Here is a 15,317-nt window from a genome sequence, read left to right as displayed (position 1 = left end):
TCACACCATTTCTTGTTTTCAAAACGATTTTTTGATCGAGCTAGATCACTTCTTGTTCAGCTCTAGTTCAGATCAAATGACAAATTAGGAAGCTGCTTTCACGACCATGCCGGCTGGTGTGTCTTCAATCTCAAAGCCTTCCGCCTTAATCGCGTCACGCAAGCGATCTGATTCTGCCCACACTTTATTTTGACGCGCTACTTTGCGTAGTTCGACTAATTCCAAGATATGTGCTGGAATAGCCGTTTTCTTTGGCTCCCAAGCTGCTAAATTCAGACCTAACATTTGATCAAAATAATCCAAACTGGCTTTTTTATTTGCATCACTGATGTTGGACTTCAGCATTTCCCACATCACGGCAATCGCTTTAGGCAGATTCAAGTCTTGGTTCACTTCTGCTTTGAATCGTGCGGCGTAATCTTGATCGACCGTGCCACCTGTAGGCAGCCCGAAGTAAGTTTCACGCAAGCGGTTTAATCCGGTTTGCGAAGCTTTTAAGGAATCCCAGCTAAAGTTAAGTTGACTGCGATAATGTGCGGATAAGCACAACCAGCGATAAGCGAGAGGATCGATGTTTTCGTCGATCAAGGTTTGCAGACGCAGAAAATCACCACTTGATTTTGACATCTTGCCAGCATCGATTTGCAAGAAATAACCATGCATCCAAAAGTTGGCAAGACGAGTGCCATGACATGCTTGGTTCTGGGCGATTTCATTACTGTGATGAATCGCGATATGATCTTCACCACCGCAGTGAATATCAAACCAAGGCTCTAAATACTTCGCAGACATTGCCGAACATTCGATATGCCAACCAGGGAAACCACGTCCCCAAGGACTATCCCACTCCATTTGGCGGGTGCTGCCTTCTGGGCTAAATTTCCACAGTGCGAAGTCAGTTGGACTTTTCTTTTCGCCGAGTTCAACTCGCTTGCCTGCTTCTAAACCTTCACGATTGAGACGCGCTAGATAGCCATAATCGTCTTGTTTGGAAGTGTCGAAATAAATGCCATCAGAGGTTCGATAGGTATAGCCTTTTTCTTCGATCACGCTGATAAAGTCGATTTGCTCGACGATGTGATCAGTGGCTTTACACCAAACTTTTGGTTCGAGAATATTTAAGCGCTGAATATCTTCTTTGAACGCAACAGTGTACTTTTCTGCGATTTCCCAAGCAGTTTGCCCAGTGCGTCGTGCGCCTTTTTCCATTTTGTCTTCACCATCATCTCCATCCGATACGAGGTGACCTACATCGGTGATGTTGACGACATGACGAACGTTGTAGCCATTTAATTCGAGCGCGCGGCGTAGCACATCTTCAAACAGATATGTACGTAAATTGCCGATGTGGGCATAGTCGTAGACCGTCGGACCGCAACAATACAGACCAACCCAATCTTGATGAATCGGAGAGAAAGGGCGTAGGGAGCGTTCCCAATTGTCGTAAAGTTGGATTTCCATTTGGTCAGTCATTGGTTGGGTGATAGTTAAATTCAAGCAGTGATGGATGATCAACACACGCAAGACCACGATCAATATGTGAAGTGCGATCTTTAATCTCTGCTAGCCCGATATTATCGCTTAAAACCTGTGCTTCTCGTAGTAAAGCGCCAATAATTGCGATGATTTTTTGCGTGGACTTAGCTTGTTTATAAAATGCTTGTAGATTGCTTGCAAAAGCAAGCGTCGAAAGCGCACTTGTGAAATCAAATTTAAAGTAAATTTAAGTGTGCATTGAATAAACTTAATTGACTTAATTTGTGTCAATTTGCTGGATTTTGCCCATTGAAGCACTACACTAAAAGCATGACGATTTGCTGAATCACTGACGTTTTCGTATGAAAAATGTCACTAAAAATATATAGATAAAAGAGAGTGGGAAATGACGACGTCTTATCCATTTGTGACCGAGGCTGAGCTTCGTGCGCAATATGCAAAAACCGACCAAATGCAAGCGCAGCGCGCGTTGAAACTACTGATGTGGCTTAGCCTGCCGTTGCTGTATATGGATTTTTCTATTTTGGGCTTTGGTGAGAGTTTTGTGATAGTCGCTTCAGTACGTTTGTTCGCGTTCATCTATGCATGGTGGATGCTGCGAAATATGGCGCGGACGATGGCCTTAGATGTATTAGAAAAACATCTTTTCTACTGGGTAAGCGTTGTCATGATTTCGCAATTGCTCAGTAATTTTTTGTCGCCAGTGACTTATCTTGGGCATTTTGTGATTGACGCTTGGATTTGTGTCATCAGCTCTTTAGCTTTGCCTTTACGAATGGGACATCTTAGGCATCTCGCCCTAGCTTACTTATTTGTTGCTACCGCGCTTTGCTTGACTAAGATTTTTCCTTCTTTAGCGCATCAAATCATAGTATTGCTCGTACTTTTGTTGAGTACCTATACGGGTCAAGTTGCTGCTCGCTACATGCATCAACTTCGACTGCGACTACTCAGTGCAGAATTTGAATTGCAAAGAAAAGAAATTACAGATCCACTAACCGGAATTGCAAATCGTCGTGAGTTAATGCGTTTGTTGAGTAGTGAATTGTTGCGTCATCAGCGCTTGCAAAAACACTTATCTGTTTTAATTTTTGATGTCGATAATTTAAAGCAAGTAACCTCGCAGTTAGGCGCAGGTGCGGCGGACATGGTGCTGGTTGAAGTGGTTAAGCGTATGCAACGCACCACACGTAATTACGATGTCTTGGCTAGATACGCGACCGAAGAGTTTGTAGTGGTATTGCCAGAAGCAAACGCAGAGGTCGCAAAAAAGATCGCGAGTAGAATGTTGCTAACAATTTCAGCGATGCCAATTGCTGTTGCTGGAAACGAGGTCAACATTACCGCGCGTGTTGGTATCGCAAACATGCAGCAGAACGATACGATGGAATCTTTACTGAGAACAGCAGAAGCCGATTTACGTCTTGCAAATCATATTGACACTAGGGTGATGAAGCAACCAACATCGGTCGCTTTTGCATAATTATTTTATAGCTTAATGACCCCGCTTTCACACCAATCTACGTTTGATCTGTCGGTGTTTTTCTAAGCTATTTTTAAGCTAACGGAGTTCGTTTTCTAAGAAATTCCAAACCCCAGAATCTGCCATCGCAGCTACGTTTAAGCGCATATGCGTTGATGGCAATTGATGTGGCGAAAATAAACTTCCAGGTGCAAGCAGAAAGCCTTTTTCTAATGCGCGCTCGGTCATCGCGATTGTGTCTTTTCCGGTATCAACCCATAGAAACATGCCTGCAGGCGTGCGATATTGCACGTGCATCCCAATTTTTTCAACTCGATTGGTCACTTCGTCGCGTGCGCTATCGAGTTTGCTGCGAATACGATCAACGTGTTTTCGGTAATGCCCTTCGGACAGAATTTTATGGACGACGCGTTCACTAATTTCATTGGTGGTTAAACTCGATAGCATCTTACGATCAGCTAAACGTATGGCGGTCTCACGCGATGTTGCGATAAATCCGACGCGTAAGTTGGCAGCGAGTGTTTTAGAAAATCCACCTAAATAAATAACGCGATTCAGTTGGTCTAGCGCAGATAGACGCGTGGCAGCTTGCACCGCTGAGCCGGGATGCATATCGCAATAGATATCGTCTTCGACGATCATAAAATCATGTAGCTCGGCTGTCTTTAAGACCTGAAAAGCTTTTGCAGCAGATAGCGAGGTCGAAGTTGGATTGTGTAAGACGGAATGAATGATATACAGCTTGGGTTTGTGCAGCGCTGCTAACTCTGCCAATTTGGCGACGTCGGGGCCGTCATGCAAGCGCGGAATGCCGATCACTTTGGTGCCCAGCGTGGCGAAAGTTGCAAACATTAAAAACCATGCAGGATCATCGACAAATATTGTATCGCCAGGCTGGGTAAATTCGCGTGCGACTAAATCTAATGCTTGGGTGACACCATTGGTCGTGACAATTTGTTCCGGCGCGGCGGCAATTTCAAGCTCTGCCAGCTTCAATTGTAATTGCTGGCGGAATGGCAAAAATCCTTGTTGCGTGCCGTAATGCAAAAGCAAACTTTGGTTTAAACGACTCACTGCCCGCAGACCATTTGCGACCAATTCCCCATCTAACCATTCATGCGGCAATAAACCAGACCCAGGCATTTTTTGTGGCGGCAATTGCCGCAGCATATTCCGAACTAACCAGACAACATCGGGTTGTTGTGAGCTGGGGATTTCTTGGGTGTGATGGTGACTGGTATTTATTAAGGAGGCACGTTCACGTACAAAAAAACCAGAACCTCGACGGGATTCTAAATAGCCATTGGCGACCAAGCGGTCATAAGCCTCGACAACAGTAAAGCGCGAGACTTTTTGTTCATCTGCAAATTGTCGAATTGAAGGCATGCGGGAGCCAGTTCGAAGTAACTTATCATCAATTCGACATGCAACCGAGCGCACGATTTGTTCAACCAATGATCCACCTGAATCACGAGAGACGACACTGCCGATAGTGAGTTGAACGCTAGATCGCATGGGTGAGCCTTTGGTTCTGTATTGGTAAAAGTGCCGTGACAGTATGAATTCTATTTAATTAATTGTATTGGTACTGTATTGGTTTTTGCGGTTAGCATAGCATGAAATATAAATAATGAAATGCCAAATTCAGTGACCGGATAGTGAATCGCTGAATCTTGTCGACACACCATTCACGGCGACTCGCTAGGCATAGAGATGATTCAAAAATCATGAAGTTTCGATACTTAAATTGTTGGAATTGCTTGGTTTTGATCAAGATTCACTCAAAAGCGTGCTGAAACCTCTGTGCATTTGAGTTGTTTTTCGTTTCCCCAGTGGTCTTGTTAGTGCTTGCCCCTTACAATGTCGGCTGTCTTTGTTTGAGAATTATTCGCACAAGAGAATTTGATTGTGGAATCACTTTGTTGAGGAATTTTTATGTCAGTTTATGAAAAATTAAAAGCGTTAAATATTGAATTGCCAGCAGTTGCAGCGCCAGCTGCCGCCTATGTAATGCATGCGCAAACAGGGAATACGGTATTTTTGTCTGGCCATATCGCAAAAAAAGACGGCAAGGTGTGGGTTGGGCAATTAGGAAAAAATATGGAAACCGCTGAAGGCAAAGAAGCCGCACGTGCGATTGCGATTGATTTGTTGGCGACCCTGCAAGACGCTTGCGGGGGTGATTTGACCCGTGTTAAACGCATTGTGAAGTTAATGAGTCTGGTAAATTCAACTGCTGATTTTACTGAACAACATTTAGTGACTAACGGTGCATCTGAGTTGATCGGTGAAGTATTTGGTGAACAAGGTAAGCACGCTCGCTCAGCATTTGGCGTGGCGCAAATTCCATTGGGCGCTTGTGTTGAAATCGAAATGATCGCTGAGATCGCTTGAATTTATAAGTTTGTCTGAGAAATTTGTTTGTGCTGTATTGCAAATCGATCGTGTTGAAATTTTTTCTGAAGTGAATTAAGTATGAGCCTGCAAAATTTAAAACCAATTGAGTGGAAATTTTCTGAACGTGCGGAGCAGTTACAAAGCTCGGCAATTCGTGAAATTTTGAAAGTAACGATGCGTCCAGAAGTGATTTCTTTTGCAGGTGGGCTACCTTCGCCAGAGACTTTTCCGGTTGATCGTATGCGTGCAGCCTTCGATAAAGTCTTGGCCGAAAATGGTAAAACCGCATTGCAATATGGTACGACTGACGGTTATGCGCCATTGCGTGAATTCATCGCAAAATCCTTATCGACGCAAGATTGTACGATCACCGCTGATCAAATCATGATGGTATCCGGCTCGCAGCAAGGCTTGGATTTGTTGGCAAAAGTGCTGGTCGATGAAGGTAGTAAGATTTTAGTAGAAACGCCAAGCTACCTTGGCGCATTGCAGGCATTCTCTGTGTATCGCCCTGAATTTGTATCGGTCGAAATGGATAACGATGGCGTGGTACCGGCATCCGTTGCGGCGAAAGGCGAGGGCGCGAAATTATTTTACGCTCTGCCCAACTTCCAAAATCCAACTGGCCGCACATTGTCGGTCGAGCGTCGTAAAGAATTGGTAGAAACATGCGCGCGCATGGGTATTCCATTGATTGAAGATAATCCTTACGGTGATTTATGTTATAGCGGCGAACCTTTGCCTAAGCTATTAAACATGAATCCCAACGGTGTGATTTATCTTGGTTCATTCTCAAAGATTTTGACACCGGGTATCCGACTCGGTTACATGGTTGCTCCAGTACCTTTGATTCGTAAGTTAGAGCAAGCAAAACAAGCAACAGATTTGCATACCTCGACTTTGACGCAAATGGCAGTGTACGAAGTGATTAAGGATGGATTCTTGGATGAACATATCCCAAGTATTCGTCGTTTTTACTCTGCACAATGTGATGTGATGTTGGCAGCAATGACTAAGCATTTCCCAGAAGGCGTGACATGGACACGACCACTGGGTGGAATGTTTATTTGGGCGACTTTGCCTAAGCATATTCATAGCAAGGATTTGTTAGCCGATGCAATCGCAAATAACGTGGCATTCGTGCCGGGCGGACCTTTCTATGCAAATGAGGCAGAGACAAATACCTTCCGCTTAAGCTTTGTTACGGTATCGCCAGAGAAAATTAATGAAGGCATAGAAAAAATCGGTAACTTGATTAAAGCACGCATGTGAGTACATAAGTGAATATATAAGTGCATATTTGAAGTCACTTTTCTGATTTTAATTGCCGTACTTAAATCGCACTAAAATCGCAACAAAAAAGGCTTGTCAAAAGAATGACAAGCCTTTTTTGTTATGCTGATTTCGTCACGCTTATTCAGCGTGAGAACAAGACCAAGTTGGCATAATTTGTTAAAGTCTTTTGTATTATCGTTTTTTAATTTGAATCGACTCAAAGGAAATCTATCATGCGTTCAATTGGTGGCTCAAATGCAGCATCAGAATTGGCTGGCATTGTCAAAGACCTGTCACATGTTCGTCCAATTACCAATCAAGAGCGTCAACAAAGACGCGATAAAGCGACCGCTTTGATGCAACAGCAAGGGATCGCGGCTTTAGTCTTAAGCGCGAGTACTAGCTTGTATTATTTCACGGGCTTGTCTTGGTACCAAAGTGAACGCTTAGTAGGCGCGGTGATGACCAACTCCGGTAAATTGATCTTTGTGAGTCCCGCCTTTGAAGATTCAAAATTACGTGAGACGCTAGGTGACCAAGCGGATATTCGTTTATGGGAAGAAGATGAAAATCCCTACACCTTAGTTGCGCAAATACTTAAAGATGAGAACTTGCAGGGCAAAGTGGCATTAGATGAAGCTGCGCCGTTTTTTATTGCGGATGGATTGCGTCAAGCTTTGTCTTCTTATGCCATCGTCAATGGCATGGTGATTACAGCAGAATGCCGTATGCATAAATCGGCGAATGAAATTGCACTGATGCAGGCAGCGAAAAACATCACCCTTGAAGTACAAAGACGCACTGCAAAAATTTTGCGCGAAGGCATTTCATCCACTGAAGTTGCAGATTTTATCAATCAAGCACATCGCGCATTTGGTGGCAGCAGTTCGACTTTTTGCATCGTCAGCTTTGGCCTGCCGACTTCGATTCCACATGGCCCTGACGGTGTTCAGTATTTGAAGGAAGGTGACATGGTGCTGATTGATACTGGCTGCATGGTAGAGCGCTATCATTCAGACATCACGCGTAGTTATGTATTTGGTGAGCCGACCGCGCGTCAACGCAGCATGTGGGATTTAGAGAAGGCGGCACAAGCCGCAGCATTTGATGCGGCTCAAATTGGCGTTCCATGCGAACAAGTTGACGCGGCTGCACGTCGAGTTTTGGAAGCCGCAGGTCTAGGCCCAGGTTACAAAACCCCAGGTTTGCCACATCGCACCGGACATGGAATTGGACTTGATATTCATGAGTGGACGTATTTGGTGAAGGGAAATAAAACCCCACTTGCGGCAGGTATGTGCTTTAGCAATGAACCAATGATTTGTCTGGATGGTGAATTTGGCATTCGTTTAGAGGATCATTTTTATATGACAGAGCAAGGGCCAAAATGGTTTACTGGGCAAAGTCATGCCGTCGATGCCCCGTTTGGTGTTTCGGTTAGTGCTTGATTGCTATCTTCTGTGCTTTAAAAAGCCTGCATGTGCAGGCTTTTTTGCTTCTAGTCATCCTTAGCAGGTAAAATGCTGACTTGCATTTTTTGAGCATATTGCGAGCATTTTTTATGAGTAAATTGTCGTTTGACCGTGTTCTGCAATCGCAAGGCTTCGGTACCCGTAAGTATTGTCGTGAGTTGATTGAGGACGGTGAAGTTTCTATTGCCGGTGTGGTGCACGATAACTACAAAGAGCTAATCGAAACGCAGGGCTTGGTTTTTACCATTTTTGAAGAAGAATGGACTTATCGTGAACACGTGTATTTATGTTTGAATAAGCCTGCAAACTTCGAATGTTCGCGCAAGCCTTCGCATCATCCTGGTGTGTTAACCCTATTGCCAGAACAGCTTGCTTGGCGCGATGTACAACCAGTCGGGCGCTTGGATCATGACACGACAGGCATGTTATTGATGTCGGATGATGGTCCATTTATTCATGCACAATCATCACCCAAGAGACATGTTCCCAAGTTGTATGTTGCGACTACCGCTGAGCCAGTAACCGACGAACTCGTGCAAAAATTATTGTCTGGCGTGCAATTACATGATGAACCCGCACCGTTAGCAGCGCAAAGCTGTGTTCAGATTGCAGAATTTCAGTTGCAAATTGTGTTAGAACAAGGAAAATACCATCAAGTTAAACGTATGTTGGCGGCAGCTGGAAATCACTGTGCTGCTTTAACACGCACGGCAATCGGGCAATTAACTTTGGCTAGCTTGGGCTTGGAAGAGGGGGAATGGTGCTATTTGGAGCCGGAACATTTGGCTTTGTTGGTGCCTGATGCAGAAAATTCCTAATTGGGAAAACTCCTGATTTTCTTGTTTCATATGTTGCGGTATTGCTAGCATTGCGGTTGGTAGAATTTCTTGGCTCTAATATGTTGATTCGATAAGGAATAGCTATGCTCGTAATTGCGGTGATGAATCCTAAAGGCGGCGTTGGTAAGAGCACGTTTTCAACCAATTTAGCGGGTTATTTTGCCTCACAAGGCCATCAAGTTATGCTTGGTGATGCCGATGCCCAACATTCCTCGCGTGCATGGTTGTCTCTGCGTCCAGCACATTTACCGGTGATTGCTGGTTGGGAAATCTCTGACGGTAATATCGTCAAGCCACCAAAAGGAACTAGTCACGTCGTGATTGATACTCCTGCTGGCATAAAGGGGAACAAGCTCGATGCCATTTTGAAAATCGCCCACAAAGTGGTTGTGCCGCTTCAAGCATCTATGTTTGATATCTTGGCGACCGAGGATTTTTTGAAAAAACTGGCGAAGCGTGATGAGAAGTGCGAAGTTGGCGTATTGGGAATGCGCGTCAATGCGCGTACCAAAGCAGCGGATCAGTTGGCGCACTATGTCACCCAACTTGATTTGCCAGTATTGGGCTATTTGCGTGACACGCAGAACTATATTCAATTAGCTGCACATGGCGCGACACTTTGGGATGTGGCACCGTCTAAAGTGGAGAAAGATTTGGCACAATGGGATGAACTGTTGTCTTGGATCTCAAAGAAGTAAATTGCGGTATTTTTTGATCACCGTGTGTTTGGTGAGATTGAATTCTGTAAAGTAGTTGACCAAATTAATGCTACAAAATAATGCAGCAGAAAAATAAAACAAAATCATAAAAACACTCACCTTGAAACCGCAAGTAACAAACGACGATAAACCGATGTAAGAACCATTTTGTTGGATGGTTTTCTGTTTTCTCTTCTGTTCTATCATTGTTTATATATCGTTTGGCTTGCAAAGCGATCACCTTATGCATTTCACCATCTTTAAGACGCCAATTATCAACACCATCATGCGTTGGATTTCCATGCTGATCTTACGCTTATTGGGTTGGCGCGTAGATCGTACTGCTGCAGATGTTCAAAAAGGTGTTTTGATTGCGGCACCACATACTAGCAATTGGGATTTTCCGATTGCATTGATGATTTGTTTTGTATTGCGACTGGATGTGTATTGGATGGGGAAGTCCAGTTTGTTTCCACCTGTCTTGGGCGCAATCATGCGTTGGTTGGGCGGGATTCCAGTGGATCGTTCTCGTGCTGGGAACTTGGTTGAAGCGACCATCGAGGCTTTTAATCAAAATGAAAAACTGTTAGTCATCGTTCCACCAGAAGGTACGCGCGGTAAAGTGACGCGCTGGAAAACTGGGTTTTACTACATTGCTCAAGGTGCCGGTGTCCCGCTTGGTTTAGGTTACGTTGATTTTAAAGAAAAGATTGGCGGCGTCGGCAAATTGTTCTATCCTTGCGGCAACATTGATGAAGATATGGTCTTGATCAAACAGTTTTATGCAGGATTTACGGGTAAAAATCCACAGCAATTTGACGCTGAGCAAATTCAGGTAAACGTTTCTAAGCCTGAAGATAAAGAGCCCGATTAATAAGGACTTCAATCGATGCCAATCAATAAGACGATTCCTCCAAAGAAAAAAGTCGCTTCCGATCGATTTGCCATTATTGCGGCATCGGTGGTATTGCTATTTTTTGCAGGGGTGGCGTTATTCATCTATCTTGGGCGCGTTGCTGACAGAAATATTTCAAATTCGACTTATGCCGAGTTACAGCAAAATATTGTGAATGATCAAGGCATGGTCGCTAGATTGTCTGTCAGTGTTCAAGTGAGTAAAGACGATGATGAGTGGCTTGCAGAGAATAAAGCAGCATTGAACGAGCAATTCAGAAAAGAGTTAACTTCTTTGGATTTAGAGACTTTGCGAACCAAAGAAGGACTACAGGAATTACAAGACGAGTTAACGCGTAAATTGAACCTCGTTTTTAAGACAGATAAAATACAGGCTGTGATGGTGACGGAACTACTGTTACAAGATCAGCGTAACGATTAATTCCATTTACTCAGATTCAAAGCCGTAGCTACAAATCTGTTTGCTCTAATTTCTTAAATTTGATTCTTGCTTCTTCAATTAAAGTATCAAGCGATGCTTGGTCTAAATTTAAGCTATTCCACGACACCACTGACACGGAAATTGTTTGTGTTGCAGGCTCATCAGAATGATTCAGCATATGTGTGATGCCATCAGCAACATGAATGATCGACGCTAAAAAACCAATACCAGGTTGGTCAGGATGATGATGCCCAGCGATGGCGTTCTTCATCACTTCAGAAAAATTCCATTCAACTGCTAGTGCTTCACCAACTGCGGCATGGTCTATCCCCAAGATTTTTCGTTCTGCTTCGAATTGCGTTGCGAGACCTGATTTGCGATATGCAATGACTTCTTCAAACTGTTGTGGAAATAAGGTGACTAGTGCAAGCAGTCCGATGTCGTGCAGTAAGCCTGCTGTGAATGCAACATCCTCATTAAAATTCATGCGTCGCGCAATCAATTTGGAGATAAAGGCAACGCCATTTGAATGTTTCCAAAAGGCTTTGTGATCAAAGCCTCGGCAATTATTCTCGGGAAAGCAACCAGATAAGGCGGCTGATAAGACCATTTGTTTGACGGTTTCCATTCCTAGCAAGGAAATCGCTTGCTGTATGGTTGTGACTTTGATTAAGGTTGAATAAAACGGTGAATTGGCGTAACGCAAAGTCTTGGCTGTGAGGGCGAGATCTTGTGTGACCTTTTTTGCGAGGATGGAGATATCTGCGTCTTCTTGCTCAAGATTATTCAGCAACTCCATCACAACAGCCGGCAAAGTCGGTAGATCTTTGAGGTTATCAGTAACTTGCTGCAAACTGAGTTGAGTCATAAGCGGCTATTCCTTTTTATTGATGTGAATAGCTTGCCAGAAATTACAGTTTTAGTGCATGTTTTTTTTGATAATTACCGAGAGTTTGTTGTAATCGTATTCATGACATCGGGTTCGTGATATCGAGTTTGTGACTACGTATCCGTTAGAACATGCCTAATTCACTTCATCTAATTTTGTCACGAGGCGTTTTTCTGAAATACTTGCTTTGGCACGTTCAAGCATATCAATCGCGGCTGGTCCACGCAGCAAGGTGACTGCGACTGCCAAGGCATCGATGTAAGTCAAATGCGCCAAGCGCGAAGTCATCGGTGTATAGATATCAGGATCTTCTTCCACGTCCACGCTAATATGCACATCGGCTAATTCGGCGAGTGGACCGCCGCTTGCGCACAAGACCAAGACTTTAGCGCCAGTATCTTTTGCTAATTGCACGCTACGGATCAAATCGCGTGTGCGACCAGTGCGAGAGAAGGCGACGACGAGGCAATCACTATTGAGTAAGCTTGCCGATTGTGCTTGCAAATGGGCATCACAAAATACGGTAGTCGGAATGCCAAAGCGGAAGAATTTAAGTTGTGCATCAATCGCTAAAGCGCCAGAGTAACCGAGTCCATAACATTCAATCCGACGAGCGCGTGCTAGTAAATTAACTGCCGCTTCAAAGGTCGCACTGTTGGCGTTATTGCGTGCTTCCATCAAAGCCGCGATGGTGCGATCAAAAACTTTGGGTAACACGTCTTTGACTTGATCGGCCTGATTGACGTCGAGATGTAGATAGGGAATGCCAGTAGCCAGACTTTTGGCAAACGCGAGTTTGAAGGACTTAAAACCATCAAAACCTAAGGACTGTGCAAAGCGCGCCACAGTCGGTTCACTCACATTACACACTTGCGCTAACACGCGAATGGACATCTCCAGTGCATCGTGCGGCTTCTGCAATAGAAAATCAGCGACTTGACGCTCGGCGCGACTCAATGCTGTGCTGGCGACACGTATGCGCGCTAATAATCCTTTTTCTGGAGGATTATTGGTCGTGGTATTTTTATTGGAAAGAACGTTGACCATGGTTTGGTTACCTTTTGTCTCTTACGATTTGTTTTGCTGATCAAGTCAAAATGAATATACGTTTAAAGAAAGTGCGAGCTTATGGGACGCGCTTACATTGCTGTTTCGTAGTGAATTCAAAACAGCACTCATTGCTTACGGACACCAAAAAACCTCAATCCGACATTGTGCCTGCTTTAATAAATTACCGATAGGCAGATCACTGCTTAACGCGTTTTCAAAGACTTCGCGTTTTTCATTCCCGGTAATGACCAACCAGATCTTTTCAGTTTGCAATAGGCGTGGCAGAGACAAAGAAATACGTGTCTGATGGGTTTGCGGATGAACCGCAGCGAGGCAGTCTAAACCATCGGCTTGTACTGGCGCGCCCGGAAATAATGAAGCGATATGGCCGTCGGCGCCCATGCCCAACAATACTGCGCTAAAGCGCTCCGGGATTTGTTTTTGTAAGCGCTCGTTAATCGCTTCCATTGCCACTTCCGGCGTGTTCGCAGCATTTTTTAAGGAGATTAAATGCCATTGTTTGCCAACACTTTGCGCCAAACATTTTTTAAACAGACCTTCATTACTTTGTGGATCACTGTCATGCACCCAGCGCTCATCGGTGGCGGTTAACAATACGTTCGCCGTTGCGCGTTGTGCTAGGGCTTGGTCTAGTTCGCGATAGATAGGTGCTGGCGTGGAACCGCCCGCTAGGGCGAACGCTGCAGGGCGCTTGCTCAGACTGGCATCGTCAATTAAATGCAGCCATTCACTCACCAATGTACGGCTGAGTTCAGCAAAATTCTCAAAGCTGCGAAATTGCGCTTGATTGTCGAGTTGGTGCTTGGCCATGAGAAAGCTATTCCTATTGCTATTGTGAGCTGCTTGCGTGCTTGTACTTGTGTTGATTACGGCTTCCATTATTTACTTAGCCTTCTACATACTCTTCGCCCCACGCTGCTCCGTGTTGCGCTAACAAATAACTTGCCGCCGCTGGACCCCAACTGCCTGCGATATAAGATTTCAAGCCTTCCGCATCATTATCCCAAGCAGACATAATTGGATCGATCCATTCCCACGCCGCACCTAATTCATCGTCACGTACGAACAAAGTCAAATCGCCGTGCAAGGCGTCGAGCAACAAGCGCTCATAAGATTCGACACGGCGCAAGTTCGATGCTTCGGCAAAGTCCAAATTCAAAGCCACATCGGATAAGCGTATACCTTCGCCCGGTTCTTTCGCCTTCATAAACAATTGCACGCTTTCTTCGGGTTGCAAAGTGATGACCAGACGATTCGAACGCAATGGGCCTTGGCCTTTACCAAAAATCGAATACGGAATTGGTTTGAAATTAATCGTAATTTCAGCGCAACGACTTGCCATGCGTTTGCCAGTGCGTAAGTAGAAGGGTACGCCGGCCCAACGCCAGTTATCAATCTCAGCGCGAATCGCGACAAAGGTTTCAGCGCGGCTAGAAGCAGGTACGCCAGGCTCATGTTGATAGCCGATGACGGGCTTGCCATCGACTGCGCCAGCGCGGTATTGACCACGTACGGTTTTCTTCGCCACATCGTCGGCTGTGAATTTGCGTAGTGCGCGTAAGACTTTGACTTTCTCATCGCGGATCGCATCAGGGTTGGCGTTGACTGGTGGCTCCATCGCTACGATGGACACCAATTGCAATAAGTGGTTTTGCACCATGTCGCGCAAGGCACCAGTCTTATCATAAAAGTCACCGCGAGTTTCTACCCCGACTTGTTCGGAAATCGAAATTTGCACGTCTTGTATCCACTTGCGATTCCACAAGGGTTCGAGGAAGGAATTGGCAAAACGCAGTGCGAACAAATTCTGCACCATCTCTTTACCGAGGTAATGATCGATACGATAGATTTGGTTTTCGTTCAAATAGGTGCGTAGAGCAGAATTGATTTCCTTGGCAGATTTTGCATCGCGTCCCAAAGGTTTTTCTACCACGACGCGGGCGTTGCCTTCGACTAGACCGTGTTTCGACAATTGTTCAACTACGGGAATGAAAATATCAGGACCAATCGCCAGATAGAATAGTTTTGCTTTGCTCGTATCGGCATTCACACGGGCTTTTAATGCATCAAAATCTGTTGGCACTTTTGCGTCGATTTTTGAATAGCCTGTCAGTGTCAGAAATGCCGCCAATTGTTCAGACGTGCCATTTGCTTTTGCCGCATAGGTTTCTATGCTCGCAGCGACGCGGGTGCGGAAATCATCATCACTCAATGCTTCACGTGCTGCGCCAATAAAACTAAATTCGGGATCGAGACGCCCATTGACGAACGCGCTGTACAGTGCAGGAATGATCTTGCGTTTCGCCAGATCGCCAGTACCGCCAAACAATACAAATGTAGTCATGTGGACTCCGAATAAT

The 15,317-nt window shown here is 44.9% G+C and carries 14 protein-coding genes; 8 read left to right on the top strand and 6 right to left on the bottom strand.

The annotated features are described in order from the left end of the window. Positions 1 to 84 precede the first annotated feature (84 nt). Positions 85 to 1,461 carry a cysteine--tRNA ligase gene (gene cysS, locus IE103_RS04150; RefSeq protein WP_189344702.1) on the bottom strand — a complete coding sequence of 459 codons (1,377 nt, stop codon included), beginning with the start codon at positions 1,459 to 1,461 and terminating at the stop codon, positions 85 to 87. Positions 1,462 to 1,882: 421 nt separating this feature from the next. Here cysS and IE103_RS04145 point away from each other — a divergent pair, with 421 nt between their 5' ends. After that, positions 1,883 to 2,980, top strand: coding sequence for a GGDEF domain-containing protein (locus tag IE103_RS04145; protein WP_189344701.1), 1,098 nt, complete (start codon positions 1,883 to 1,885; stop codon positions 2,978 to 2,980). A gap of 78 nt (positions 2,981 to 3,058) precedes the next feature. Here the strand turns inward: IE103_RS04145 and IE103_RS04140 are convergent, their stop codons facing one another. Then, the gene (locus tag IE103_RS04140; protein ID WP_189344700.1) at positions 3,059 to 4,495 is read right to left on the bottom strand and encodes an aminotransferase-like domain-containing protein; all 1,437 of its coding nucleotides are present in this window, start codon (positions 4,493 to 4,495) and stop codon (positions 3,059 to 3,061) included. A 420-nt stretch (positions 4,496 to 4,915) separates the two neighbouring features. Between IE103_RS04140 and IE103_RS04135 the strand changes: the two genes are divergently transcribed. The 7 genes from IE103_RS04135 to IE103_RS04105 all read left to right on the top strand — a co-directional run bounded on the left by IE103_RS04135 (position 4,916) and on the right by IE103_RS04105 (position 10,997). Continuing rightward, positions 4,916 to 5,374: a RidA family protein gene (locus IE103_RS04135; RefSeq protein WP_186890155.1), complete on the top strand. Its 459-nt coding sequence runs from the start codon at positions 4,916 to 4,918 to the stop codon at positions 5,372 to 5,374. An 81-nt stretch (positions 5,375 to 5,455) separates the two neighbouring features. After that, positions 5,456 to 6,649, top strand: a complete 1,194-nt coding sequence (locus tag IE103_RS04130; RefSeq protein ID WP_189344699.1) for an aminotransferase-like domain-containing protein — start codon at positions 5,456 to 5,458, stop codon at positions 6,647 to 6,649. Between the two features lie 236 nt (positions 6,650 to 6,885). Next, complete coding sequence (locus IE103_RS04125) at positions 6,886 to 8,100, top strand: M24 family metallopeptidase (protein ID WP_189344698.1); 1,215 nt, start codon at positions 6,886 to 6,888, stop codon at positions 8,098 to 8,100. Positions 8,101 to 8,213: 113 nt separating this feature from the next. Then, on the top strand, positions 8,214 to 8,942 hold the full coding sequence (locus tag IE103_RS04120) for a pseudouridine synthase (protein ID WP_189344697.1): 729 nt from the start codon (positions 8,214 to 8,216) through the stop codon (positions 8,940 to 8,942). Between the two features lie 104 nt (positions 8,943 to 9,046). Next, complete coding sequence (locus tag IE103_RS04115) at positions 9,047 to 9,661, top strand: ParA family protein (RefSeq protein WP_189344696.1); 615 nt, start codon at positions 9,047 to 9,049, stop codon at positions 9,659 to 9,661. A gap of 244 nt (positions 9,662 to 9,905) precedes the next feature. After that, a complete protein-coding gene (locus tag IE103_RS04110) occupies positions 9,906 to 10,535 on the top strand; it encodes a lysophospholipid acyltransferase family protein (protein WP_189344695.1) in 630 nt (209 codons plus the stop codon). Positions 10,536 to 10,550: 15 nt separating this feature from the next. Next, positions 10,551 to 10,997 carry a flagellar basal body-associated FliL family protein gene (locus IE103_RS04105; protein ID WP_189344694.1) on the top strand — a complete coding sequence of 149 codons (447 nt, stop codon included), beginning with the start codon at positions 10,551 to 10,553 and terminating at the stop codon, positions 10,995 to 10,997. A gap of 28 nt (positions 10,998 to 11,025) precedes the next feature. On the opposite strand, the gene IE103_RS04100 is transcribed toward IE103_RS04105, so the two are convergent. From IE103_RS04100 to zwf, 4 genes are all read right to left on the bottom strand, one after another. Next, the gene (locus IE103_RS04100) at positions 11,026 to 11,865 is read right to left on the bottom strand and encodes an HDOD domain-containing protein (RefSeq protein WP_189344693.1); all 840 of its coding nucleotides are present in this window, start codon (positions 11,863 to 11,865) and stop codon (positions 11,026 to 11,028) included. Positions 11,866 to 12,021: 156 nt separating this feature from the next. Beyond that, positions 12,022 to 12,933, bottom strand: a complete 912-nt coding sequence (locus IE103_RS04095) for an SIS domain-containing protein (RefSeq protein WP_189344692.1) — start codon at positions 12,931 to 12,933, stop codon at positions 12,022 to 12,024. Between the two features lie 135 nt (positions 12,934 to 13,068). Further along, entirely contained in the window at positions 13,069 to 13,767 is a 699-nt protein-coding gene (gene pgl, locus IE103_RS04090; protein ID WP_189344691.1) for a 6-phosphogluconolactonase, read from the bottom strand. A gap of 76 nt (positions 13,768 to 13,843) precedes the next feature. Beyond that, a complete protein-coding gene (zwf, locus tag IE103_RS04085) occupies positions 13,844 to 15,301 on the bottom strand; it encodes a glucose-6-phosphate dehydrogenase (RefSeq protein WP_189344690.1) in 1,458 nt (485 codons plus the stop codon). Positions 15,302 to 15,317: the final 16 nt, after the last annotated feature.

It is taken from the genome of Affinundibacterium macrobrachii (assembly GCF_014652415.1).
Classification (GTDB): domain Bacteria; phylum Pseudomonadota; class Gammaproteobacteria; order Burkholderiales; family Burkholderiaceae_D; genus Undibacterium; species Undibacterium macrobrachii.
Note: the sequence above shows the minus strand (reverse complement) of the source record. Positions and strands in the feature narration are given on the sequence as shown.